Source organism: Ectothiorhodospira sp. PHS-1, assembly GCF_000225005.1.
Taxonomy (GTDB): Bacteria; Pseudomonadota; Gammaproteobacteria; order Ectothiorhodospirales; family Ectothiorhodospiraceae; genus Ectothiorhodospira.
Window position 1 is genome coordinate 12,338 of sequence record NZ_AGBG01000002.1, and the last position, 22,819, is coordinate 35,156.

Here is a 22,819-nt window from a genome sequence, read left to right on the forward strand (position 1 = left end):
GCCGCAACATGACAGGTCCCGAGTATAAGGACGTCGAAAAGCCCTTCATCGACCAGTTGGTGGGGCAGGGCTGGGACTTCCTGGCCGGCTCGGTGGACGACCCGGCCGTGACCCACCGCGACAGCTTCGCCCAGGTGGTGATGGAACCGCTGCTGCGGGAGCAGCTGCGCGCCATCAACCTGCGCGACGGCAAGCCCTGGCTCGATGATGGGCGATTGGACCAGGCGGTGGCGGCCATCACCCGGCTCCCCGCCAGCAAGGTGCTGGAGGCGAATCAGCAGGCCACCGATCTGCTGCTCAATGGTCTGTCGGTGGAGGGCCTGGAAGGGTGGGACGGGGGCCGTGGCCAGACGCTGCGATACATTGACTGGGATGAACCTGCCAACAACGTCTTCACCGTGGTCAACCAGTTCAAGGTGAAGTGCCCGCCCGGCCATGATGGCGCCAAGGGCCATGTGATCCCCGACCTGGTGCTGTTCGTCAACGGCATCCCGCTGGTGGTGGTGGAGTGCAAGAGTCGCAGTGCGCCGGAGGGGATCAGTCAGGCGGTGGACCAGTTGCGTCGCTACCATGATCAGCGCTGGCTGGACGGAGAAGTGGGAGAGCACGAGGGGGCACCGGCCCTGTTTGCCACCACCCAGTGCCTGGTGGCCAGCAACTTCGACGATGCCCGGGTGGGCACCGTCGGTGCCCGCTTTGCCCACTACCTGAGCTGGAAGACGGTGGCTCCCCGGCGCGAAGCGGAGGTGGCCCTGGACCTGGGCGTGGCGGATCTTTCCGCCCAGCAGCGCCTGATCGCCGGGATGCTGACCCAGGCCAATCTGCTGGACATCGTGCGCCATTACACCCTGTTCATGAACCTGGGCGGCCAGACCATCAAGCTGGTCTGCCGCTATCAGCAGTTCCGTGGGGTGACCCGGGCCGTGGAGCGGCTGAAACAGGGCAAGACCCGGCGACAGGATGGAGAAGCGGATCGCCGTGGCGGCATCGTCTGGCACACCCAGGGCAGCGGCAAGAGCCTGTCCATGGTATTCCTGGTCCGTAAGCTACGCACCGACCCCGCCCTGCGCCGCTTCAAGGTGGTGGTGATCACCGACCGCAAGGATTTGCAGACCCAGCTTTCCGATACCGCCAGACTTACCGGCGAGAGCGTGGAGAAAGCAGGCAACACCACCGAACTCAAGAAACTGCTGGCCCGGGATGGCCCCGGTCTGGTGTTCGGCACCATCCAGAAATACCGCGACCCGGATGCCGAAGGGGAGGGCGATGCCTATGAGATCCCCGAGGGCCGGGGGCTGGACTGGGCGCACCGGGATGTGGCCGAGCCTGACCCCTTGAGTGGCGGTCGTACCCCGAAGAAGCCCAGCCTGAGCGCGCCATTCGAAGTGCTCAACACCAGCGAGGACATCCTGATCCTGGTGGACGAGGCCCACCGCACCCAGGCCGGCGACCTGCACGCCAACATGATGCGTGCCCTGCCCAACGCGGCCCGCATCGGCTTCACCGGCACGCCCATCATCATGGGCGACAAGAAACGCACCCACGACATCTTCGGCGAGTACATCGACCGCTACACCATCAAGGAGGCGGAGCAGGACGGCGCCACCGTGCCCATCCTCTATGAGGGACGCACCGCCAAGGGGGCGATCAAGGACGGCGCCAGCCTGGATGGTCTGTTCGAGGACCTGTTCCGGGACCATAGCCCGGAAGAACTGGAGGCGATCAAGAAGAAGTACGCCACCAAGGGGCAGATCTTCGAGGCACCACAACTGGTCCGGGAAAAGGCCCAGGACATCCTGCGTCACTACGTCACCCATATCCTGCCCAACGGCTACAAGGCCCAGTTGGTGGCCTACAGCCGCCGCGCCGCGTTGCGCTACGTGGAGGCCCTGGAGGCAGCCCGCACCGAACTGCTGGAGGAAGCCCTGGCCCTCTCCCCCGAGGACAAGGCACTGGATGATGCCCAACTGCTCACGCGGCCCCCACGGGTGAAGGCGTCGATCCAGGCCTGGCGCCATCGCCAGGTGCTGCGCCAGTTAGCCTTTGCCGTGGTGTTCAGCAGCGGCAACAACGATGACCCCGCCTGGGCAAAGTGGAGCGACCGGGCCGCCGTCGAGCGCCATATCCTGCGCTTCAAGAAGCCCCTGCCGCCGCTGGACGGCACGCCGCCCACCGATGCCGCCAAGCACGATCCGCTGGCCTTTTTGATCGTCAAGAGCATGTTGCTCACCGGTTTCGATGCCCCCATCGAGGGGGTGATGTACCTGGACCGGTCCCTGCGGGAGGCGGAGTTGCTGCAGGCCATTGCCCGGGTCAACCGCACCGGCCACGGCAAGACCCACGGCATCGTGGTGGACTACTTCGGCGTGGCCAACCACCTCAAGGAGGCCCTGGCCGCCTACAGTGAGGAGGACATCGAGGGTGCCCTGCGGAGCCTCAAGGACGAGATCCCGCTGCTGCGGGACCGCCATCTGCGAGTGATTGATGTGCTGCGCGGGCAGGGCGTGGATGACCTGGACGATACCGAGGAAGCGGTGCGGGCGCTGGCGGACGAGCGGGTGCGGGCGGAGTTCGTGGTCAAGCTCAAGGCGTTCAATCGCGGCCTGGACGACGTGCTGCCGCGTCCCGAGGGGCTGGAGTTCGTGAATGATGCCAAGCGGCTTGCCTATATCCACGCCCTGGCCCGCAACCGTTACAAGGACACCCCGGAACTGGGCCGGGACATCGGCAACAAGGTGCGCAAGCTGATCGACGATTACGTGATCTCGCTGGGCATTGATCCGCGCATCCCGCCGGTGCAACTCACCGATGCCGAGTTCGATGCCCACCTGGGCCGCCAGGTGGGCGATCGCGCCAAGGCCTCGGAGATGGAGCACGCAGTTCGCTCTCACGTGCGCAAGCACATGGACGAAGACCCGGTGAAGTACGGGCGGCTCAGCGAGCGCCTGGAGGAGCTGCTTCAGCAACTGGATGGCCAGTGGGCCGAACAGGTGGAAGCCCTGGAGGGCCTGATCCACCAACTCCGTGAAGGCGCCGCCATCGACGGTGAGGCGATCCCGGACATGCCCGCCCATGCCGAGCCCTTCTGGCGGGAGCTGGTGGCCAGTAGCGGCCTGACACCGGAGTCCCTGGACGCGGCCCAGGCCAACAGGCTGCTGGAAGCCACCGAGGAACTGGTGGCCCGGATCCAGCAGGACATCACCATCCCCGACTTCTGGAAGCCCTCGCACATCCCGGATCAGGAAGCCCTGCGTCAGCACCTGTTCACCACGCTGATGATCCGGCGGCTGGTTCCCTTCGACCGTGCCAGCGAGGTGGCGCAGCGGTTGCTGGACCTGGCCCGGAGCAATCACGACAAGCTGGCGAACGCATGATCCGGTTGTCCGTGGATGATCTCACCTTCGAGGTACGGGAAAGCGCCCGCCGCAAGACCCTGGAGATCACCGTGGACCGGGGCGGCGAGTTGATCATTTCGGCGCCCTCGGGCACCGATGAGCAGCACCTGCGCGACTTCGTGGTGGAAAAGCGGCTGTGGATCTACCGAAAGTTGGCGGAGAAGGCCGAGAGCCGCCGCCGGTTGCCGCAAAAGCAGTACGTCAACGGCGAGGGATTCCTCTACCTTGGCCGCAGCTACCGGCTCAAGCGCGTACCCGATGATGCCCAGGACGCCCCGCTCAAGCTCGTGGCGGGGCGCTTCCAGCTTCGCGAGGACGCCCTGCCCAATGCCCGGGAACACTTCATCCGCTGGTACAGCGCCCGCGCCACGGACTGGCTGACCGCCAGGGTGAAGGCGCAGGCCCGGCGCATGGGGGTGGAGCCGGCGGGCGTGAAGGTCCAGGACCTGGGCTATCGCTGGGGCTCCTGCGGCAAGGGAAACCGGGTCTACTTCCACTGGAAGACCATCCTGCTGCCCCGCCCTATCGCCGAGTATGTGGTGGTGCATGAACTGGTTCACCTGCACGAACCCCATCACACCCCTGCGTTCTGGCGTCGCCTGGAGCGGGTCATGCCGGATTATGAGCAGCGCAAGGGCTGGCTGGCCCGGCATGGGATCGAGGTGGAGGGGGTTTGAACAGGTGAGCCGCTTCAGAACGCGTTCCGCCACCCCCCTGGACGGCGCCGATACCGACCCGTGTCAACGGAATCTTGCGCCGGCATGAAAATCCTCCCACAGTCTATGCTATCTTCGGCAACGGGCTTGGCCGTCTGGGACATGGCAGTCTCTCGGGGTGGCCCGAAAGATCCAAAACCATCAAGACATCCCAGGCAACCCTCGATGGTTGCCCGTACTCCCAGGAGGAGTGTTGCCATGTTGAGAAGTTGTTTCCGCTGGGCGGGTGTTGCCGCCCTGAGCTGCATGCTGATGACCGCGGGGGCGGCGTCGGCACAGGATCGTGCCGGGTGGCCGAATTCGGTCAACATTGGTACGGCATCCCAGGGTGGGACCTACTTCATCTACGGTGCCGGCTGGGGCGGCATGATCCAGGAAATGGTGGGTGTCAATGCCTCCGCCGAGGTGACCGGTGGCCCGACCCAGAACATGGTGCTGGTGCATCAGGGTCGTCTGGAATTCGGCATGACCACCATGGGTCCCGCCCGCGAAGGCTGGGACGGTCAGTTGGAAGTGGCCCGTGGTCTGCAGACCCGCGACGTGCGTGCCCTCTTCCCCATGTACCAGACCCCCCTGCAGGTGGTGGCACTGAAGCGCTCCGGCATCAGCAGCATCTCCGACCTGGACGGCAAGCGCGTCGGCGTGGGTCCCCGTGGCGGTACCGCCAGCGTATTCTGGCCCCGTTTCTTCAACGACCTGGGCCTTAACGTGCGTGTCCGCTACGGCGGCGCCGCCGACCAGGTGGGTCAGGTGCAGGACGGCATGCTGGATGCCTTCGCCTTCGCCGCCGGCGTACCCATCTCCGCCTTCAGCCAGATCGAGGCCCAGCAACCGGTGAACATCTTCTCCCTTAACGAGGAAGAGATCGCCAAGGTCACCCAGAATCATCCGGTGAGCCGCTTCGTCATCCCCGCCAACACCTACCGCACCGTGGCTGAAGAGCAGCCCACCGTGGCCCTGTGGAACTTCGCCATTGCCAACAAGAACATGCCGGAGTCCTTCGTCTACGAGATCATGAAGGCGGTGCTGGACAACAACGATCGCATGGTGACCATCCACCGCTCCGCCGAGGAAACCCTGGCCGAGAACATGGTCCACAACACCTTCATGTGGTTCCATCCGGGGGCGGTGCGTTACTACAAGGAGCGGGGCATCGAGGTGCCCGAGCACCTGATTCCGCCCGAGTACAAGGACTGATCGAGGACTGATCGAGAACCCGGAAAGGTTCGCTGCTTTGGGCCGCGCTGAGCGCGGCCCAAAGTGTTTTATCCGGAAAACCGGCTGACTCAACCTGTACGTTCAGAAGATCCTCCCCATGACGAGCTCCGAAAAATCGGGCCCCATTGATGCTGCGTCCCTTGCCGATGCCGAAGAGGGCATGTCATCACAGCGGAATCTCACCCGCTGGCAAAAGGTGCTGCTGTTCTTCCTCGGCCTGACCTATACCAGTTTCCACCTCCTGGTCCTCAACGTCATTCCCATGGAAACCTGGGCTTTCCGCATCGTCCACGTGGCGGGTGCCCTGGTGATCGGTTTTGCCATCGTGGCCGCCTGTGTGCCACCGGCGGATCCACGAAAACGACGATGGTTCCTGGAGTTGCTGCCCATGGTATTGACCGTGGGTCTTGCCCTCTACGCCCTGGCGGCCATGGCCGTCGCGCTGTACATGAAGTTGCGCCTGGGCCACGACACCTACAGTCTGCCCGGGTGGATATTCCAGACTTTCAGCTGGGCGCTGCTGGCCAGCGTCGTGCTGGGCATCGTCTTTGCCTGGATGTTCAAGCCCCGTTCCGATCGCATCGGCTGGTATGACTGGTCCCTGATGGCGGCCAGCATCTCGGTCTGTGCCTACCTGCTGTCCAACCTGGACGTGCTGCAGTTCCGCATGGGCGTGATCCCCGAGCAGACCGATTTCTGGGTCGCCACGGCCGGTATCCTGCTGATCCTGGAGTTGACCCGGCGGGTGGCGGGCATGGCCCTGGTGGTGATCGCCGGTATCTTCATTCTTTACGGTTTCGTCGGCCCCTGGCTGCCGGGCGTCCTGGAGCACAGCGGTTATGATGCCGACCGTTTCATCACCTACATCTACACGGACAACGGCATCCTTGGCCCCACCACGGCGGTGTCCTCCACCTACATCGTGCTGTTCATCGCCTTTGCTGCCTTCCTGCAGGCTTCCAAGGTGGGTGACTACTTCGTCAACTTCGCCTTTGCCGCCGCCGGTCGCGCCCGCGGTGGCCCGGCCAAGGTGGCGGTGTTTGCCAGCGGCCTGATGGGCATGATCAACGGCACCTCCGCGGGTAACGTGGTGGCCACCGGTTCCCTGACCATCCCCCTCATGAAGCGGGTGGGGTACAAGCCCCGCAGCGCCGGCGCCATCGAGGCGGCGGCTTCCACCGGCGGGCAGATCATGCCCCCGGTGATGGGGGCGGGTGCCTTCATCATGGCGGAGGTGACGGGGATTCCCTATACCGACCTGATCATTGCCGCCCTGATCCCGGCCCTGCTGTACTTTGCCTCCGTCTACTTCATGGTGGACATGGAAGCGGCCAAGACCGGCATGAAGGGGCTGCCCTCCAAGGATCTGCCCCAGATCGGTAAATTGCTGCGTCAGGTCTACCTGTTTGCCCCCATCATCATCCTCATCGGTGCCCTGTTCATGGGTTACTCGGTCATTCGCGCCGGTACGGTGGCCCTGATGAGTGCCGTGGTGGTGAGCTGGCTGACGCCGTTCCGTCTCGGGCTGTTCGGGTCCGCCCGCGCCCTGGAACTGGCGGCCCGCATGTCCATCCAGCTGATCGCCGTCTGTGCCTGTGCCGGGATCATCGTGGGTGTGATCGGCCTGACCGGGGTGGGTCTGCGCTTCTCCTCCCTGCTCCTGGGCGTGGCCGAGAACAGCCAGCTGCTGGCCCTGCTGTTTGCCATGTGCATCTCCGTGTTGCTGGGCATGGGCATGCCCACCACGGCGGCCTACGCGGTGGCGGCATCGGTGGTGGCACCGGGTCTGATCCAGATGGGCGTGGCCCCGTTGGTGGCACACTTCTTCGTGTTCTACTTTGCGGTGATCTCCGCCATCACCCCGCCGGTGGCCCTGGCGGCCTACGCGGGGGCGGCGATTGCGGGTTCCGAACCCATGCGCACCTCGGTGACCGCCTTCAAGGTGGGCCTGGCGGCGTTCATCGTGCCGTTCATCTTCTTCTATCATCCGGCCCTGCTGATGGAAGGTGAGTGGACCGAGATCGCCCAGAGCTTTGCCACTGCCATGATCGGCGTCTTCATGCTCGCGGGTGCGGCCCAGGGCTGGTTCTTCGGGGCGGCGGGATGGCCCATCCGCGTACTGCTGTTTGCCGGTGCGCTGATGGCCATCTCCGGGGATCTGCTCACCGACCTGGTGGGTCTGGGGCTGGCGGTGATCCTGTTCCTGTGGCAGCGAAAGATGGCCAGGAGCAAGCCGGCGCCGGCTACTGATTCCTGAGCCATGTCGCCGACGGTCCGGCCCCGTTGCGGGGCCGGACCAGGCACTGAAGGTGTCGCTCCGAATCGAATCCGAATCGAAAAGGAGAAATTAACAGTTGCTTGATTTATTATCAAAGCAATCCATAATTACTCATTATGAGTAGCAGATACAGCATAGGTGAGTTTGCCAAGCGCATTGGGCGGTCAGTACAGACCGTGCGGCGTTGGGAGCGGGAGGGGAAGTTGCAGGCCAAGCGCCTGCCCTCTGGGCATCGGTATTTCGATGAGTCCGATGTTCGCCTGATGCTGGGTGGGGTACCCAAGACGCGCGATGTGGTGGTGTATTGCCGGGTCTCCAGCGCTGGGCAAAAAGCCGATCTTGCCTCCCAGGTCAAAGCAATGGAAACCTACTGCCTGGGCGCGGGGATCGCGGTGGATGAGTGGGTTCATGAGATCGGCGGGGGGCTGAACTTCAAGCGCAAGCGTTTTCTCGGCCTGGTCGATCGGATTCAGCGCGGGGAAGTGCGCCTGTTGCTGATCGCCCACAAAGACCGTCTGATGCGCTTTGGGTTTGATCTGTTTGCGCACATCGCCGAGGAAAACGGCTGCGAAATTGTGGTGGTCAATTAGGACTCCCTCTCCCCCGAGCAAGAGATGGTCGAGGATTTGCTGGCGATTGTGCATACCTTCAGTTGCCGGCTGTATGGAATGGGCAAGTACAAACAACAGATCAAGAAGGATTTTCCTGACGTGTCGATCCATGCACCCAAGGACACCTGCGAATGAAGGTCACGCGGATTCTGCATGCCAAGCGCCCGAACCCGGGCAAGGTCGCTGCCTTACGCGAGCAAGCGCGCAGGCTTGGGCAGGTGCGCTCCGAGGTCTGGCAGCGGTTTGGGTCTGTCGGAGGCGTGGGCATGTCGGATCGCCAGATTCGTGACCAATGGCTGAAGGACAAGCGGGTTTTTCCTGTCTCGGCCAATGCCTGGAAAGAGACTCTGCGCGATGCCAAGGGCGACATCACCGCTTGCATGGAAGCCGCCAAGGTCAAGGCGCGCCGCTGCATCTGGCACCACACCCAAGACAAGACCGAGCAAAAGCGCCTGTTCACCGCGCTCAAGGCCAACGACTGGACGAGCGACGCTTATTTGCGCCGGATCATGCGCCGGACTTGGGCGCGCGGGCACACCCACACCCACAACCAGATCATCGTCCGGTCGGACAACTACACCACCTTTCACCTTGGTGGGCGCGCCTGGATCAAGATTCCCGGCCTCGTCAAAGGCGCTCGCATTGCCATCCCGCTCAACACCACCGTCGAACCCACCGGCACCCTGCGGATCATCATCACTGATGATGACCGCGTGGAAATCCACATCACCATCGAGGCCGAGACCACGCAGGATTGCGGTACGCGTACCATCGGGATCGACAAAGGCTACTCCGAGGTGCTGGTCGATTCCGATGGGGAACATCACGGCCCGGAGTTGGGCCAGGTGCTGCGCGAACAATCCGATCGGCTCAAAGCCAAGTATCAGCGCCGATCAAAGCTGCGCGCGCTTGCCAATAACACGCGCAATCCGCGCAAGCGCGAGCGCATCCGCCACTTCAACCTCGGGCGCAAAAAGCTCAATCGGCAGATGGGTAAAACCCATGCGCGGGTTCGCGACATCGTTTTTCAATCGGTTCACGCCGTTGTCGATAAAGCCGCCGTGATTGCGGCGGAAGACCTCACAGCCCCGATGGCGGGCAAGTCCTTCGGTAAGAACATCAATCGCAGGCTTGCAGCCTGGACGAAAGGTGTCATTGTCGAAGCGCTTGATAGCGTTTCGAGCCGCAGAGGTTCTGCGGTCGTTCTGGTCAATCCTGCCTACACATCGCAAATGGATTCCCGTAACGGATGCCTGTTGGGTAAACGCCAAGGGGATCGGTTTCACTGTTTCGACGGGGTTGTGTTGCAGGCGGACCAGAATGCTGCGCAAAACGTGCTGGCAAGATTGTCCGACCCGGACATCGAGCGGTTCACGCCGCATCGAACGGTGAAGGCGATCTTGCAAGCACGGACTGAGCGCCTCCGGTTGGGACTGCTCAACCAGGACTCCAGTTGCTCGCCCGGATCAAACCGGGTGCTATCAACGGAGAGCGAATGACCGAAAAACCACCATGAGCAACTTTGTTTAGGTTTTTAGGAGCAGGCATGAGATGACGGACAAGGCCTATCTGGTGGCCGTGACCGGTACACCCATGGATGGTGTGGATGTGGCCACTGCCAGAGCCCGACTGGCGACCCTGTTCCGGGTGCCGGAAACCCGGGTGGAAGGGATGCTGGCCGGTAAGCCGGTGGTGGTCAAAAAGGGAGTGGACGAGGCGACCGCACGCCGTTACCTTCAGCTGCTGCGAGAGGCCGGGGTGGTGGCACGGATCATGGCCTGCGCCGCCGAACCGACCACCGAAGGGCAGGATGCCGCCCCTGACGCCCCTGCCACAATAGCCGAGTCCGATGGTGGTGCCGGCGCGGCACCGGATCTGACCCTGGCACCACCGGGGGCTGATCTGAGTGACCGGGTGCCGCCTCCCGATCTGGAAGTGGATCTGTCCGGCCTGACCCTGGCGGAACCGGGGGTCACCCTGGGTGAGCACCGGGAAGTGCCGGAACCGAGGATCGATATCCGTCATCTGAGCCTGACCCCCGGGCCCGACCCGAAACCGGAATCCGACCCGATGGCGTCATTTCAGGATCATCATCACGGATGGAACCGGTAGCCACCGTTTTCCCGAGTAAAGAAATCAACTATGATGCGTCATACCCCATCCCAGAGGTATGACGTGATGTTTTCCTTCCTGCGCAAGACCGCCATGCCTACGCCGGAACAGGCCCTGCCCGGGCGGCAGGAAGCCATGCCGGTTCCCGAACACCATTATGTCCTGGGTACCCCCCTCAAGCCTCCCTTTGCCGAGGGCATGGAGACGGCCCTGTTCGGGATGGGCTGTTTCTGGGGCGCGGAGCGGCGGTTCTGGGGGCTGGCCGGTGTTTACAGCACGGCGGTAGGCTATGCCGGTGGCTTCACACCCAATCCCACTTACCGGGAGGTCTGTAGCGGCATGACGGGTCACAACGAAGTGGTCCAGGTGGTGTTCGATCCCGCCCGGATCCGTTATGCCGATCTGCTCAGGACCTTCTGGGAGTCCCACGATCCCACCCAGGGCATGCGCCAGGGCAATGATGTGGGTACCCAGTATCGCTCGGGTATCTATACCCATGGCGCTCACCAGGCGGCGCAGGCGGAACAGTCCCGATCCGCGTTCCAGGCGGCGCTCAAGACCCGCGCCCTGGGCGATATCACCACCGAGATCCTGCCGGCCCCGGTCTTTTACCATGCCGAGGCCTACCATCAGCAGTATCTGGCCAAGAATCCCGACGGGTATTGCGGTCTGGGTGGTACCGGCGTGGTCTGTCCCCGTTGGGAATCCCCCGATCTGGAGCGGGCGCTCTAGGACTCGGGCCGTCCGTGGAGCGGATCCGGTTCCGCCATTTCCAGGATTGCGGTACCCCGTTCCGCCGCCAGGGGACGATCCAGGATCGCCACCGTTCGCGGTCCTCTGCCGCACCCCCGGGCAGCCAGTCGCCGACTCCCCTCCATCCAGCCCATGCCCAGCGCCAGTTGCAGCAGATACCCGGCCGCGCCCGCATCTCCCAGCACGCCCCTCAGGTCCATGGCGGGAGGGTGCGTGTCGGCCAGGGTAGGGGTGTCGCCATCCCGTAGCGGCCAGATCCTGGCGTGGCATCCGTACCATTCCATGGCGGCATCCCACCCCGGATTGCCCGGCAGCACCACGCCGTCCAGATCGAAGGCATCCAGGCCCGCCTGATCCAGGCTGCCCTGCAGGGCCATGGCCCAGGCCAGGTACTCGCCACCCGATGGGTCGGCATGACGGGGTTCCGGGCATGCATCCCAGGCACGGATGTGCGGACCGGTGCCGGACAGGGAGACGGACATGAAGATGGCCGCCTCTCCGGGCACCAGGCCGTCATCTTCATCCCAGGCCGGCCCCGGCCCCTCCGCCGCCAGCGTGGACAAGACCTCCGGTATCAGCAGACTGTCCACGCAACCCAGCATCCAGTGCTGTGCGGGCTGTTCCTGCAGGGCCTCTAGCGCCCTGTCCATGAGTGCCACGGCGGACCCGTCCTGTACCTCGATCCGCAGCCGGGCTCGATGATGCCGGAGTCCCGTTCTCCCCATCCAGTCCCAGATCCGTTCGGGTGCCAGCCAGGGGTGTTCCAGGGTGTCGGGCCGGCAGGGCCAGAGTACCGTGCAGTCTGCCGGCAGCGGGGTTTGCAATGCCTGCTCCAGCACCCGCCGGACACGGTCACGGCCGTCCGGGATATCCTCAAGGGCCGGGGATACCCGCATCCGCCCCTGGCTGTGGTTTGCGCCGGCGATGAGCGCCGCCAGGTGATCGGAAAACTGCTGTGTCCCCATTCCGGTCTGGGTCGCCGCCCACAGGGCCGACGGATCTCCGCCAACGGCCGTCCACAGCCGTGGGCCATGCAGATGCAGGGGCATGGTCATGTCGCAAGTGGTTCCGTAACGGGTATCCGGGCCATGGCCCGGCGCCGGTCTTCCACGATGACCCAGCCTTGTCCCCGGGTATCTGCCGTGGCGGGTATCCCGGCCCGATGAATGTGGTGCAGCAGGCCGGTACCCCCTTCCAGCCAGAGGGTATCGCAGACCGGGGTCAGGGGTTTCATGTCCTGACCCTGGATCCGGCACCATGCCGTGATGGGTTCGGCCGGCAGCCTGAGTCGAAGGGGCTCCACCCCGGGGTGGCCGGACATGGGTTGCAGGCTCAGGATTTCATGGCCCGCCAGCGGCTCCGCCAGTCGCTGATCAGGGGGCGCTTGGTTGAAGGCGTCGGCGGGCAGGGACTCCTGGAAGGGCAGGGTCATGAGTCGCGTGGGCAGCGGTGCCAGGCCGAGCAGCCTTCGGGTCTGGGGGGCGGCATGGCCGGGCACGGGACCCGATCCCATGCGCCGGGACATGAGGCCGGCCCAGGGTCGCGGCCAGCCCCGTCGCCGGGACGTGACGCCTTGCCGGTGCAGGATCTTGTCCAGCAGTATCCGGCCTTCACGGCACAGGGTCAGTTTCAGTGTGCGTGCATCCAGGCCGTCCATGAGTCCGTCCAGGCCGGTGATCAGGACATCGGCCCCCTGCTTGAAAGGGACGGTTTCCGTGGCCCGCAGCAGGGGGCTGTCGCCCGGTTCGCCCTGATAGGCGTCCGCGGTGATCAGGGGGGCGCAGGGATGCAGGGGTTCCGGGTCTTCCCGTGAAGGTACAAACCGGTGTGTGCGCTTGACGACCAGGGTGTACCGGGGCGTTCCATCCCGTGCCCGGCCGGAAAACAGGCCCACGGACCAGGGGCTGCGATTGTACAGTTCAAGTGTCATGGCGCAGCTGTCTCAGGGCTGGGTGGCGCCGATTCTGCCAGGCGCCGGGGGGGATGCCCAAGGGGCGCCCCAGGCCCAGGGAAAGCAGCAGTTGCGGGCCGTCGGTGTCCCGTCCGGCATGGGCTTCGAGCCAGTTCAGCAGGGTCCCGTGGCTGCGGGGCCGCCCCTGCCACAAGGGGATTGTACCCAGGCCGTCGCGCTGGACACGTCGCCACCAGACCATGGCCTGTTCCTGGGGGGACGGTACCGACAGGGGACGCGGCCCCTGGATTCCGGGTAGCGTCAGGCCGCTCACTGCCTCGAAGGCCGGCAGTGCATGGGGCAGGGCGCGAGGATCGGCAAGGGCGCCGATGAGGATGTCGGTGGCGGCGCGGGTGCCGTGCAATGCCAGCCCCCAGGCGGCGGCCGGGTGTTCGGGCAGGGCATCCAGCAGCCTGGGTAGGACCTGCGGCAGACCGGTGGCGCCCAGCAGGCGCAGTCCCTGGGCGGATCCGGCCAGGGACGCTTCATGGCGCTGAATCCGCGATGGTGGGAGCAGGCCGCGCACCAGGCCGCCCCGCAGTTGCCAGCCCAGGGCCTCGGGGGGCAAGGTCGGGTCCGGGTGCCTGAACCAGTCGGCCGGTGCCCATGGGACATCGGCACCCCAGCGCAGGGCCGCCAGGGCCTCATCCGGTGCCGCCGGGACATGGGCCGGGCAGATTTCCGGGGCCGGCACGGCCAGGTGTGCAAGCATCCGCCACCGCCATGGGGCCAGGGTCGGGCATGGGGTCAGGGCCTCAAGCCAGGGTTGGGGGTGTTCGGGCGGCAGATGTTCCAGCAACCAGCCCCAGGGATGCCCGGGATGCTCCCGCAGGCAATCACGGACTTCCTCGGGCGCGGGCGGCCGGGTCGAGAGCCACCGAGCCGCGCAGCGGGTGACGTGAATCAGGTCGCCGCCGTCATCCGGGCAGACCGACGCGGGGTCCCGCGCCAGGATCAGCCAGTGCGCCAGCAGCCGCCGTTCCAGGCGGGCCAGGGGCGTGGCCGGGCCGAGGGCAAGGGCACGGTGATGGCGCAGCATCCGATAACATTGGACGGCCAGCCGTTCATGATCACGCCACAGGGGGAGGATCATGGTGCCACCTCAGTTGAAATGGATGCGGGCCGCCAGGAAATGCATCACCCGCGCCATGATGCCGTGCAGTTCCCGGCCGCGCATCTCCATGCGACCTTCCGGGTCAAGGCTGATGGAGGAGGCACCGCAGCGCAGGTAGAGCCCCTGTTCCGCGCGCAGATGGACCCGACCGTCCCGTTCCGTGAGGGCGGTGCAGGGTGGGGCTTCCCCGTGGTGTCGCAGGCGGTCCAGGACGATGGGGCCGGTGGCGGCCTGAGTCAGGAGCAGGACCCGGTCCCCCGGACGCAGGGCCGGTACGCCCTGGGCATGGGCCATGGGGGCCAGGGTGGCGCCGTCGGGACACTCCACCCAGCGGGCCTCGCCGGCCTGAGCCTCCAGGACCCGGGCCAGGGTGAAGGGGCCGGTCTGTATCATCGGGTCCGGCGACACGGGCCGGACGGGTTTCACCTGAGCTGCCTCCATGGCATCTTCTCCCTGTGATGGCGGTCACGCCGCCGAAAGCATCCATGGGTTCAATCTTGGACCCGGTATCGGCCAAGATCAAGAGCTGCCCGCCCTGGCTGCCGCCACCAAGCCCCGAAACAGGGCCTGATGTCGTGCCTTGTGGGGCAGGAACTCCGGATGCCACTGCACCCCGATGGCCATCGCGCCGTCCCGGACCTCGATGGCCTGGACCACGCCGCTGGGCTCCCGACCGGCGATGACGACCCCTTCTCCCAGGCGATCCACCGCCTGGTTGTGCAGGGCATTCACTGCCAGGGGTTTTGGCCCCACCAGTTGGGCCAGGTGGCAGTCCGGTTCCAGCGTCACCTGCTTGCGAGGCAGAATGCTGCGTACCTGAGGACATTCCCGGTAGAAACCGCTCAGTTCCTGATGCAGCGTGCCGCCATGCACCACGTTCAGCAGCTGCATGCCCCGGCAGATGCCCAGCACCGGCAGATTGTGTTCCCGGGCGGTGCGGATCAAGGCTTCTTCCAGTCGGTCCCGGCCCTGATCCTCGCCTTCCAGGCGGGTGAAAAGGGTCCGTCGCAGCAGCCATAGCAGGGGGTAGAACACGAACCCCAGCAGCCGCTGTCGTCCGCTGCGTTCAGCGGCCTCGATTTCCTTCATCAGACTCAGCGGGTCCTGACCGTAAAGGCCCGGGTCCACGTCGGCGCCGCCGCCGATCACCAGGCCATCCAGGCCGGTGCCGTCATGGGGACGGGCGGGGGTGATCCGCAGTGGTCTGCCCCCGGCCCGCAGGATGCACCAGGCGGTCATCAGCCAGGCCGCCATGCCCCCCTGGTCGGGGCCGGTGACGCCGATACGAGGTCTGTGTGTCATGTTCCGCTCCGTAGCCAGTCGCTCACCTGGGCAGCCCAGCGGCGTCCCTTGTCCAGCAGGGTTTCCTCGGGCCGGTTCAGGTAGGCGTGGGCCATGGCCGCCAGCCGTGGAGGATCCTCCGCCAGACGCTCCACCGCCACCCAGCCGTTCCAGGGCACGCTCAGGTCCCAGTCCGGCTCGTCGATCCGGCAGTCCGGCAGGCGATAGTGGAAGGTGGGCCGGGGGCGGATCAGGTGATGTTCCACCGGTGCCGCCTCGATCTGCCCGGGGGACAGATGGGCGAACAGGGGCAGCATGTCCAGGGGACGGTTGCGGGTGGGGTTGTCGGTCAGGTAGTCGTCGATGAGCCGTTCCAGATCCGGGGCATAGTCCGGTTGCAGGATGCGTTGCTCCCAGCTGGGAGGGAAGGGCTCCACGAAGGGTGTCAGTCGCCGTGACAGGTCCGTCTGCGCCTCTTCCAGCAGCCAGTCATGGAGCAGCAGGAAGGCTTGCAGGTGCCGCAGGATGGAATCGACATCCTGCCGGGCCAGCTCCAGATTGAGCTGCAGGCCGAAGGCATAGACCAGGGAAGCGTGAGTGCCCCTGGCGCCGGCTGCCCGCAGGCGTGCCCGCAGCTGGTCCAGTTCCGGCAGGGCGTCATGGGGGATGGGCGGGGCCACCACTTCGTGGGGGACGATCAGCCCCGCCACTTCCGCCAGGGCGCGTTCCAGGGTGCCCGGTTCCGCCTCCCGGTCCACCGTGACGCCCATGCTTTCCAGATAATCCAGATACTCACGGCGCTTGAGCAGGCTGCTGTCCAGTTCCAGCTGAAAATCACCGAAACGGGTACCGGTGATTGTCTGCTCGAATGGGGATAGACGTTGCTGCTCGCCGCCGAAACCGTCGATGATGATCCCGGCGATGGCGTCCAGGGAGATGTCGGCCATCTCCATTTCCACGCCGACCCGGCGCAGGCTGCCGTCGGTGGTGCGGGGTTGGGGCAGGGGGGCGAATGCAGTCATGGGATGCTCCCTTGGTCGGGGCCTGTTCACAGGGTGACAAAATTGGGCGCGGTCGTCATCTTTTTGCCCTGCTCAAGTGCTTCCCAGCAGCCCGCCAAGCCTTTAATCTCCCTGCCATGATGATCCGATTCACGAAAATGCACGGCCTGGGCAACGACTTCGTCGTCATCGACGGCGTGCGTCGCCAGGTCCGTCTCACCCCGGACCACGTCCGGTTCCTGGCCCATCGGCGCCTGGGGGTCGGCTGCGATCAGGTGCTCATGGTGGAGCCGCCCACCGATCCCTCCCGGGCGGCCTTTCGCTATCGCATCTTCAATGCCGACGGCAACGAGGTGGAGCAGTGCGGCAACGGCGCCCGCTGCTTTGCCGTGTTCGTCCGGGATCAGGGGTTGACCGGAGAGACCCGGATCCCCGTGGAAACCGCCGCCGGACTCATCACCCTGCAGGTGGAGGCGGACGGACAGGTGACCGTCGACATGGGGCCGCCCCGGCTGACCCCCTGGGAGATCCCTTTCGAGGCCGACAAGGCGGCACCCTGGTACACCCTGATGGTGAATGATCGGGCCCTGGAAATCGGTGCCGTCTCCATGGGCAACCCCCATGCGGTGCTGCGGGTGGATAACGTGCGGACTGCCGAGGTGGCCCGGCTGGGGCCGGCCATCGAGGGGCATCCCCGTTTTCCCCGGCGGGTGAACGCCGGTTTCATGGAGGTGGTGTCTCCCACCCATATCCGTCTGCGGGTCTATGAACGCGGTGCCGGCGAGACCCTGGCTTGCGGCACGGGGGCCTGCGCCGCCGTCGTCGCCGGCCGGATTCAGGGGCTGCTGGAAGACCGGGTGAACGTGGATCTGCCGGGTGGCCGGCTTGTGATACAGTGGGCGGGTCGCGAAGACGACCCGGTCTTCATGACCGGTCCCGCCACCTCGGTCTTTACGGGGACCATCGAACTATGAGCATATCCGACAAGGGGGCTCTCGCGGACGAGACCCTCTCCGAAACGGCCGTGGAATCCTACCTGCGAGCCCATCCCGATTTCTTCGAACGTCATCTTCCCCTGCTGGAGGTGATGCGGGTGCCCCATCCCTGCGGTGACGCGGTGTCCCTGATCGAGCGTCAGATCGGGCTCCTGCGGGAACGCAACCGGGGTCTGGAGCGCAAGCTGATGGATCTGGTGCAGGTGGCGCGGGAGAACGAGCGCCTGAGCCAGCGCCTGCATCAGCTGGCCCTGGGGCTGATGGAGGCGGACAGCCTGGATGCGGTGCTGGCCACCACTCAGGAACAGCTGCGCAACGAATTCCGGGCCGACGCGGTGGTGGTGCGCCTGTGCGGAGATCCTCAAAGGGGCCTTCACTTCACCGCCCCCGATGACCCGGCCATGCGCAGTTTCGACAAGCTCTTCGAAACCCGTCGTCCCCTGTGCGGACGGCTGTCCGCCGTCCAGTTCAAGGCCCTGTTCCCCGAGGACGAGGGCAAGTCGCTGCATTCCGTCGTTGCCGTACCCCTGCTGGAAGGGACCCGTCCCCTGGGGGTGCTGGGGCTGGGCAGCCGGGATGGCGCCCGTTTCCATCCCGGCATGGGTACCCTGTTCCTGGATTATCTGGGCGAGATCCTCTCCCACGCGGTGGGTCATCGTCTGGCCGCGGGATGAACACGCCCGATACCGCTCCCATGGATGGCCGCATCCAGGCCTATCTGAACCATCTGGCCCGTGAGCGGGCCTGCTCTCCCCATACGGTGAGCAATTACCGGCGGGACCTGATCGCCCTGCGCGGTCATGTCCTGCTCCCCGGTGCCGAGCCGGACTGGTCCCGCGTGACCGTCCATGACATTCGCGCCCTGGTGGCGGCCCGTCACCGGGCCGGTGCCTCCGGGCGCAGTCTGCAACGTCTGCTGTCCGCCGTGCGGGGATTTTTCAATTTCCTCATCCGCGAGGGCGTGGTGGGGGCCAATCCGGCCCAGGGGGTGAGGGCGCCCAAGACTCCCCGCAAGTTGCCCGAAGTGCTGGATGTGGAGGAGGTGGGGCGATTGCTGGAGATTCCCGGCGACAGCCTGCCGGCGGTGCGTGACCGGGCGGTGCTTGAGCTGTTCTATTCCTCGGGGCTGCGCCTGTCGGAATTGACCGCCCTGGACTGTACCCAACTGGACCTGGAGGACGGCATGGTGCGGGTGCTGGGCAAGGGCCGCAAGGTGCGCCAGGTGCCGGTGGGCCGCAAGGCGCGGGAGGCGCTGGCGGCCTGGTTGCGGGTGCGCTCCCAGTGGGCCGCGGTGGACGAACCGGCCCTGTTCGTGGCCCGTCATGGACGGCGCCTGACGCCCCGTACCATCCAGCAGCGGATGGCACGCCGCGCCCTGAGCCAGGGACTGGAGCGGCATGTGCATCCCCACCTGCTGCGCCATTCCTTTGCCAGCCACATCCTGGAATCGTCCCAGGATCTGCGTGCGGTGCAGGAACTGCTGGGGCATGCGGACATCGGTACCACGCAGATCTATACCCATCTGGATTACCAGCACCTGGCCCGGGTCTACGATGCCGCCCATCCCCGAGCGCGGCGGCAAAAGCAAAACTCCTGACCGCCCTTCTCCCCTCGTGCCCCAGTTCCGTTACAATGCCCCCTCAGTCGTCGGCATCAAGACGTGAGGAGTCTCCCCTTGGAACAGTTCCGTGGTACCACCATCGTCTCCGTGCGCCGCAACGGGCAGGTCGCCCTCGGTGGGGACGGGCAGGTCTCTCTGGGCAATACCATCATGAAGGGCAATGCCCGCAAGGTCCGGCGTCTGCACCATGATCGGGTGGTGGCCGGTTTTGCCGGGGGCACCGCCGATGCCTTCACCCTGTTCGAGCGCTTCGAGGGCAAGCTGGAAAAATACAGCGGCAACCTGCTGCGTGCCGCCGTGGAACTGGCCAAGGACTGGCGCACCGAACGTTCCCTGCGCCGCCTGGAGGCCCTGCTGGCGGTGGCCGACAAGGACAACTCCCTGATCATTTCCGGCAACGGTGACGTGATCGAGCCGGAAGACGGCATCATCGCCATCGGCTCCGGCGGTCCATTCGCCCAGTCCGCCGCCCGTGCCCTGTACGAGAACACCGAGTTGTCGGCTCGGGAGATCACCGAAAAATCCCTCAACATCGCCGCCGACATCTGCATCTACACCAATCGTCACCTGACCATCGAGGCACTGTGATCCCGGTGGATCGCAGCCCCCCGTGTCAGCGTAAAGAGATGTGCCATGACTGAAATGACTCCCCGCGAAATCGTTCAGGAGCTGGACCGTTTCATCGTCGGTCAGGATGCCGCCAAGAAGGCGGTGGCCATTGCCCTGCGCAACCGCTGGCGCCGCCAGCAGTTGCCCGCGGCCCTGGCCCGCGAGGTCACGCCCAAGAACATCCTCATGATCGGCCCCACCGGCGTGGGCAAGACCGAGATCGCCCGCCGCCTGGCTCGCCTGGCCAATGCCCCCTTCATCAAGGTGGAGGCCACCAAGTTCACCGAGGTGGGCTATGTGGGCCGGGACGTGGAATCCATCATCCGGGATCTGGTGGATGCCGCCGTCAAGATGCTGCGGGAGCAGGAGATGGACAAGATGCGCCACCGGGCCGAGGAGGCCGCCGAGGAACGCATCCTGGATGCCCTGCTGCCGCCGCCGCGCGGCAGCGGCGGCTTCATGGCCGACGATACCCCGTCCCGGGGCGCCGATTCCGAGACCCGGCAGAAATTCCGCAAGCGCCTGCGGGAAGGCAAGCTGGATGACAAGGAGATCGAGATCCAGGTTCAGGCCCTGCCGCCGGGGGTGGAGATCATGACCCCGCCGGGGATGGAGGACATGGCCAGTCAGCTGCAGGGTCTGTTCCAGAACCTGGGCGGGCAGCGTACCCGCACCCGCAAGTTGAAGATCGCCGAGGCCTTCAAGCTGATCACCGACGAGGAGGCCGCCCGCCTGGTGAACGAGGATGACATCAAGCTGCGGGCCGTCTCCCATGTGGAGCAGAACGGCATCGTCTTCCTCGATGAGATCGACAAGGTGGTTCGTCGCGGTGAATACAGCGGCGCCGACGTCTCCCGGGAAGGGGTGCAGCGGGATCTGTTGCCCTTGGTGGAAGGTTGCACCGTCTCCACCAAGTTCGGCTCCGTGCATACCGACCACATCCTGTTCATCGCTTCCGGTGCCTTCCACCTGGCCAAGCCCTCGGATCTGATCCCGGAACTGCAGGGTCGTTTGCCCATCCGGGTGGAACTGGAGGCCCTCACCGCCGAGGATTTCGTGCGCATCCTCACCGAACCCCGTGCCTCCCTCACCGAACAGTATGCGGCCCTGCTGGCCACCGAGGGCGTTACCGTGGAATTCACCGAGGACGGTGTGCGCCGCCTGGGCGAGATCGCCTTCCAGGTGAACGAGCGTACCGAGAACATCGGTGCCCGGCGCCTGCATACGGTCATGGAGCGGGTGCTGGAGAAGATCTCCTACGAGGCCCCCGACTGCAGCAGCCCCCTGGTCATCGATGCCGCCTATGTGAGCGAGCGTCTGGGCGAACTGGTGCAGGACGAGGATCTGAGCCGCTACATCCTGTGAACCCCGCGGGAGGAACGTGCCGTGAAACATCGCCCCACCGACATCCGCCTGCACCGTCAGGCGCGGATGCTGGAAATGGTCTACGCCGACGGTGAGAGCCACCGGCTCAGCTGCGAATTCCTGCGGGTTTACTCCCCTTCCGCCGAGGTGACCGGCCATGGTCCCGGCCAGGAAGTGCTGCAGGTGGGCAAGGAAGCCGTGACCATCACCGGCATCGAGCCGGTGGGCAACTACGGCATCAAGCTGGTGTTCTCCGATGGGCACGATACCGGCATCTACGATTGGGAATATCTTTACCGGTTGGGCGTCGATCAGGCCCGGCTGTGGCAAACCTATCTGGAGCGACTGGAGGCCGCCGGCCACCAGCGCCAGGGCTGATAACTGGAGCATGCATGTCCGACGACAAAACCACTGATTTCGGCTACGAACAGGTGCCGGTGCAGGACAAGGTCAAACGGGTGGGGCAGGTGTTCCATTCCGTGGCCAGCCGGTACGACGTCATGAACGACCTCATGTCCATGGGGATTCACCGGATCTGGAAGCGGTTCACCATCGAGGTGGCCGCGGCGCGTCCCGGTCAGAAGATCCTGGACCTGGCCGGCGGCACCGGCGACCTGACCTCCCGTTTTTCCCGCATCGTCGGTCCCACCGGTCAGGTGGTGCTGTGCGACATCAACGCCTCCATGCTCGCCTGCGGCCGCGCCCGGCTGATCGACGAGGGGTTGGTGGGCAACATCAACTACGTCCAGGGCAACGCGGAATGCCTGCCCTATCCGGACGACTATTTTGATCTCATCACCATTGCCTTCGGCCTGCGCAACGTCACCGACAAGAACGCCGCCCTGCGTTCCATGCTGCGGGTGCTGCGTCCCGGCGGCAAGTTGCTGGTGCTGGAGTTCTCCCAGCCCACCAGCAAGCCCCTGCAGTCGGTCTACGATGTCTACAGCTTCAAGGCCCTGCCGCTGATGGGCAAGGTGGTGGCGGGAGACGCGGACAGCTACCGCTATCTGGCGGAGAGCATCCGCATGCACCCGGACCAGGAAACCCTCAAGCAGATGATGCAGACGGCCGGTTTCGAGCGCTGCGACTACCACAATCTGACCGGCGGCATCGTGGCGCTGCACAAGGGCTACAAGCTCTAGCGCCGCGGGCCTGCCCCACGGGAGAGATGCCCATGCCTACACCGCCCACCCTGGTCACGGCCCTGCTGGAGCAGGCCATCCGTCGTTACCTGGCGCTGGACCCCGACAGCGGGGAGCGCCTGGCGGCCCTGCGGGGCGGCGTGGTGGCGCTGCAGGTCACCGGCGTGGATCTGTGTCTGTATTTCGTGCCGGCGCAGGACTACCTGCAGGTGCTGGGGCAGTATGACGGCGAGCCTGGGGTGACCATCAGCGGTGCCCCCGCCACCCTGGCGAGCCTGATGGCGGGGGAGCCCGGCGCCCGGTTGCCGGAAGGGGTCGGCGTGATCGGCGACCCTCAGCTGGCCCGCCTTTTCAGCGACCTGCTGCGGCAGGTGGATCTGGACTGGGAAGAACTGCTGGCCGGCCTCACCGGTGATCTGGTGGCCCATCGTGCCGGCGAGGCCTGGCGGGGCCTGTCGGCCTGGCTGCAACGCAGCCGTGAATCCCTGCGCCTGGATGTGAAGGAATACCTGCAGGAAGAGACCCGCAGCCTGCCCACCCGGGGCGAGGTGGAGGTCTTCATGGACGAGGTGGACCGTCTGCGCAGCGACGCAGACCGCCTCCAGGCCCGTATCCAGCGCCTGGAACAAGCCCGGGAACGGGCCCAGCGATAAGAAC

21 protein-coding genes and 1 pseudogene are annotated in these 22,819 nt (G+C 65.4%); 16 read left to right on the plus strand and 6 right to left on the minus strand.

What is annotated here, in order from left to right:
• The first annotated feature begins 8 nt into the window (after positions 1-8).
• The 8 genes and pseudogenes from ECTPHS_RS00810 to msrA all read left to right on the plus strand — a co-directional run bounded on the left by ECTPHS_RS00810 (position 9) and on the right by msrA (position 11,062).
• On the plus strand, positions 9-3,374 hold the full coding sequence (locus ECTPHS_RS00810) for a type I restriction endonuclease subunit R (RefSeq protein ID WP_008930764.1): 3,366 nt from the start codon (positions 9-11) through the stop codon (positions 3,372-3,374).
• Positions 3,371-4,072 carry a M48 family metallopeptidase gene (locus tag ECTPHS_RS00815; RefSeq protein WP_008930765.1) on the plus strand — a complete coding sequence of 234 codons (702 nt, stop codon included), beginning with the start codon at positions 3,371-3,373 and terminating at the stop codon, positions 4,070-4,072. The genes ECTPHS_RS00810 and ECTPHS_RS00815 overlap by 4 nt, the downstream gene beginning before the upstream one ends.
• 237 nt (positions 4,073-4,309) lie before the next feature.
• The gene (locus ECTPHS_RS00820) at positions 4,310-5,308 is read left to right on the plus strand and encodes a TAXI family TRAP transporter solute-binding subunit (protein WP_008930766.1); all 999 of its coding nucleotides are present in this window, start codon (positions 4,310-4,312) and stop codon (positions 5,306-5,308) included.
• Positions 5,309-5,489: 181 nt separating this feature from the next.
• Positions 5,490-7,586, plus strand: a complete 2,097-nt coding sequence (locus tag ECTPHS_RS00825; protein WP_246828286.1) for a TRAP transporter permease — start codon at positions 5,490-5,492, stop codon at positions 7,584-7,586.
• A 137-nt stretch (positions 7,587-7,723) separates the two neighbouring features.
• Positions 7,724-8,353, plus strand: a pseudogene (locus tag ECTPHS_RS00830) (IS607 family transposase).
• Complete coding sequence (locus tag ECTPHS_RS00835) at positions 8,350-9,717, plus strand: RNA-guided endonuclease TnpB family protein (RefSeq protein WP_008930770.1); 1,368 nt, start codon at positions 8,350-8,352, stop codon at positions 9,715-9,717. Before ECTPHS_RS00830 ends, ECTPHS_RS00835 begins: the two are co-directional and overlap by 4 nt.
• Positions 9,718-9,769: 52 nt before the next feature.
• Positions 9,770-10,330 carry a hypothetical protein gene (locus ECTPHS_RS00840; RefSeq protein ID WP_008930771.1) on the plus strand — a complete coding sequence of 187 codons (561 nt, stop codon included), beginning with the start codon at positions 9,770-9,772 and terminating at the stop codon, positions 10,328-10,330.
• 66 nt (positions 10,331-10,396) lie between these two features.
• Positions 10,397-11,062, plus strand: coding sequence for a peptide-methionine (S)-S-oxide reductase MsrA (gene msrA, locus ECTPHS_RS00845; RefSeq protein ID WP_040404712.1), 666 nt, complete (start codon positions 10,397-10,399; stop codon positions 11,060-11,062).
• On the opposite strand, the gene ECTPHS_RS00850 is transcribed toward msrA, so the two are convergent.
• The 6 genes from ECTPHS_RS00850 to ECTPHS_RS00875 all read right to left on the minus strand — a co-directional run bounded on the left by ECTPHS_RS00850 (position 11,059) and on the right by ECTPHS_RS00875 (position 16,451).
• Positions 11,059-12,138, minus strand: coding sequence for a hypothetical protein (locus ECTPHS_RS00850; protein WP_008930773.1), 1,080 nt, complete (start codon positions 12,136-12,138; stop codon positions 11,059-11,061). The genes msrA and ECTPHS_RS00850 overlap by 4 nt on opposite strands.
• The gene (locus ECTPHS_RS00855; RefSeq protein ID WP_008930774.1) at positions 12,135-13,013 is read right to left on the minus strand and encodes a DUF2169 domain-containing protein; all 879 of its coding nucleotides are present in this window, start codon (positions 13,011-13,013) and stop codon (positions 12,135-12,137) included. The genes ECTPHS_RS00850 and ECTPHS_RS00855 overlap by 4 nt, the downstream gene beginning before the upstream one ends.
• A complete protein-coding gene (locus ECTPHS_RS00860; protein WP_008930775.1) occupies positions 13,003-14,127 on the minus strand; it encodes a hypothetical protein in 1,125 nt (374 codons plus the stop codon). The genes ECTPHS_RS00855 and ECTPHS_RS00860 overlap by 11 nt, the downstream gene beginning before the upstream one ends.
• Before the next feature lie 9 nt (positions 14,128-14,136).
• The gene (locus ECTPHS_RS00865) at positions 14,137-14,589 is read right to left on the minus strand and encodes a hypothetical protein (protein WP_008930776.1); all 453 of its coding nucleotides are present in this window, start codon (positions 14,587-14,589) and stop codon (positions 14,137-14,139) included.
• Positions 14,590-14,667: 78 nt separating this feature from the next.
• Positions 14,668-15,450 carry a gamma-glutamyl-gamma-aminobutyrate hydrolase gene (locus tag ECTPHS_RS00870; protein ID WP_008930777.1) on the minus strand — a complete coding sequence of 261 codons (783 nt, stop codon included), beginning with the start codon at positions 15,448-15,450 and terminating at the stop codon, positions 14,668-14,670.
• Entirely contained in the window at positions 15,447-16,451 is a 1,005-nt protein-coding gene (locus ECTPHS_RS00875) for an amidoligase family protein (RefSeq protein WP_008930778.1), read from the minus strand. The genes ECTPHS_RS00870 and ECTPHS_RS00875 overlap by 4 nt, the downstream gene beginning before the upstream one ends.
• A 116-nt stretch (positions 16,452-16,567) precedes the next feature.
• Here ECTPHS_RS00875 and dapF point away from each other — a divergent pair, with 116 nt between their 5' ends.
• The 8 genes from dapF to ECTPHS_RS00915 all read left to right on the plus strand — a co-directional run bounded on the left by dapF (position 16,568) and on the right by ECTPHS_RS00915 (position 22,815).
• Positions 16,568-17,404 carry a diaminopimelate epimerase gene (dapF, locus tag ECTPHS_RS00880; protein WP_040404683.1) on the plus strand — a complete coding sequence of 279 codons (837 nt, stop codon included), beginning with the start codon at positions 16,568-16,570 and terminating at the stop codon, positions 17,402-17,404.
• The gene (locus ECTPHS_RS00885; RefSeq protein WP_008930780.1) at positions 17,401-18,099 is read left to right on the plus strand and encodes a DUF484 family protein; all 699 of its coding nucleotides are present in this window, start codon (positions 17,401-17,403) and stop codon (positions 18,097-18,099) included. Before dapF ends, ECTPHS_RS00885 begins: the two co-directional genes overlap by 4 nt.
• The gene (gene xerC, locus ECTPHS_RS00890) at positions 18,096-19,022 is read left to right on the plus strand and encodes a tyrosine recombinase XerC (RefSeq protein ID WP_050814178.1); all 927 of its coding nucleotides are present in this window, start codon (positions 18,096-18,098) and stop codon (positions 19,020-19,022) included. The genes ECTPHS_RS00885 and xerC overlap by 4 nt, the downstream gene beginning before the upstream one ends.
• Before the next feature lie 78 nt (positions 19,023-19,100).
• On the plus strand, positions 19,101-19,634 hold the full coding sequence (gene hslV / locus ECTPHS_RS00895; protein ID WP_008930782.1) for an ATP-dependent protease subunit HslV: 534 nt from the start codon (positions 19,101-19,103) through the stop codon (positions 19,632-19,634).
• Positions 19,635-19,679: 45 nt separating this feature from the next.
• Positions 19,680-21,020, plus strand: coding sequence for an ATP-dependent protease ATPase subunit HslU (gene hslU / locus ECTPHS_RS00900; protein ID WP_008930783.1), 1,341 nt, complete (start codon positions 19,680-19,682; stop codon positions 21,018-21,020).
• 21 nt (positions 21,021-21,041) lie between these two features.
• Positions 21,042-21,398 carry a gamma-butyrobetaine hydroxylase-like domain-containing protein gene (locus ECTPHS_RS00905; protein ID WP_008930784.1) on the plus strand — a complete coding sequence of 119 codons (357 nt, stop codon included), beginning with the start codon at positions 21,042-21,044 and terminating at the stop codon, positions 21,396-21,398.
• Between the two features lie 14 nt (positions 21,399-21,412).
• On the plus strand, positions 21,413-22,162 hold the full coding sequence (gene ubiE / locus ECTPHS_RS00910; RefSeq protein WP_008930785.1) for a bifunctional demethylmenaquinone methyltransferase/2-methoxy-6-polyprenyl-1,4-benzoquinol methylase UbiE: 750 nt from the start codon (positions 21,413-21,415) through the stop codon (positions 22,160-22,162).
• 32 nt (positions 22,163-22,194) lie between these two features.
• The gene (locus tag ECTPHS_RS00915; protein WP_008930786.1) at positions 22,195-22,815 is read left to right on the plus strand and encodes an SCP2 domain-containing protein; all 621 of its coding nucleotides are present in this window, start codon (positions 22,195-22,197) and stop codon (positions 22,813-22,815) included.
• Positions 22,816-22,819 lie beyond the last annotated feature (4 nt).

What these genes read in the sequence shown, in the direction of transcription:
- ECTPHS_RS00885 (WP_008930780.1), top strand. Translation starts at nt 17,401, where the DNA reads ATGAGCATATCCGACAAGGGGGCTCTCGCGGACGAGACCCTCTCCGAA.
- ECTPHS_RS00860 (WP_008930775.1), bottom strand. Translation starts at nt 14,127, where the DNA reads ATGATCCTCCCCCTGTGGCGTGATCATGAACGGCTGGCCGTCCAATGT.
- ECTPHS_RS00865 (WP_008930776.1), bottom strand. Translation starts at nt 14,589, where the DNA reads ATGGAGGCAGCTCAGGTGAAACCCGTCCGGCCCGTGTCGCCGGACCCG.
- ECTPHS_RS00870 (WP_008930777.1), bottom strand. Translation starts at nt 15,450, where the DNA reads ATGACACACAGACCTCGTATCGGCGTCACCGGCCCCGACCAGGGGGGC.
- ECTPHS_RS00815 (WP_008930765.1), top strand. Translation starts at nt 3,371, where the DNA reads ATGATCCGGTTGTCCGTGGATGATCTCACCTTCGAGGTACGGGAAAGC.
- ECTPHS_RS00840 (WP_008930771.1), top strand. Translation starts at nt 9,770, where the DNA reads ATGACGGACAAGGCCTATCTGGTGGCCGTGACCGGTACACCCATGGAT.
- ECTPHS_RS00835 (WP_008930770.1), top strand. Translation starts at nt 8,350, where the DNA reads ATGAAGGTCACGCGGATTCTGCATGCCAAGCGCCCGAACCCGGGCAAG.
- msrA (WP_040404712.1), top strand. Translation starts at nt 10,397, where the DNA reads ATGTTTTCCTTCCTGCGCAAGACCGCCATGCCTACGCCGGAACAGGCC.
- dapF (WP_040404683.1), top strand. Translation starts at nt 16,568, where the DNA reads ATGATGATCCGATTCACGAAAATGCACGGCCTGGGCAACGACTTCGTC.
- ECTPHS_RS00810 (WP_008930764.1), top strand. Translation starts at nt 9, where the DNA reads ATGACAGGTCCCGAGTATAAGGACGTCGAAAAGCCCTTCATCGACCAG.
- xerC (WP_050814178.1), top strand. Translation starts at nt 18,096, where the DNA reads ATGAACACGCCCGATACCGCTCCCATGGATGGCCGCATCCAGGCCTAT.
- ECTPHS_RS00850 (WP_008930773.1), bottom strand. Translation starts at nt 12,138, where the DNA reads ATGACCATGCCCCTGCATCTGCATGGCCCACGGCTGTGGACGGCCGTT.
- ECTPHS_RS00825 (WP_246828286.1), top strand. Translation starts at nt 5,490, where the DNA reads ATGTCATCACAGCGGAATCTCACCCGCTGGCAAAAGGTGCTGCTGTTC.
- ECTPHS_RS00915 (WP_008930786.1), top strand. Translation starts at nt 22,195, where the DNA reads ATGCCTACACCGCCCACCCTGGTCACGGCCCTGCTGGAGCAGGCCATC.
- ECTPHS_RS00875 (WP_008930778.1), bottom strand. Translation starts at nt 16,451, where the DNA reads ATGACTGCATTCGCCCCCCTGCCCCAACCCCGCACCACCGACGGCAGC.
- hslU (WP_008930783.1), top strand. Translation starts at nt 19,680, where the DNA reads ATGACTGAAATGACTCCCCGCGAAATCGTTCAGGAGCTGGACCGTTTC.
- ECTPHS_RS00820 (WP_008930766.1), top strand. Translation starts at nt 4,310, where the DNA reads ATGTTGAGAAGTTGTTTCCGCTGGGCGGGTGTTGCCGCCCTGAGCTGC.
- ubiE (WP_008930785.1), top strand. Translation starts at nt 21,413, where the DNA reads ATGTCCGACGACAAAACCACTGATTTCGGCTACGAACAGGTGCCGGTG.
- ECTPHS_RS00855 (WP_008930774.1), bottom strand. Translation starts at nt 13,013, where the DNA reads ATGACACTTGAACTGTACAATCGCAGCCCCTGGTCCGTGGGCCTGTTT.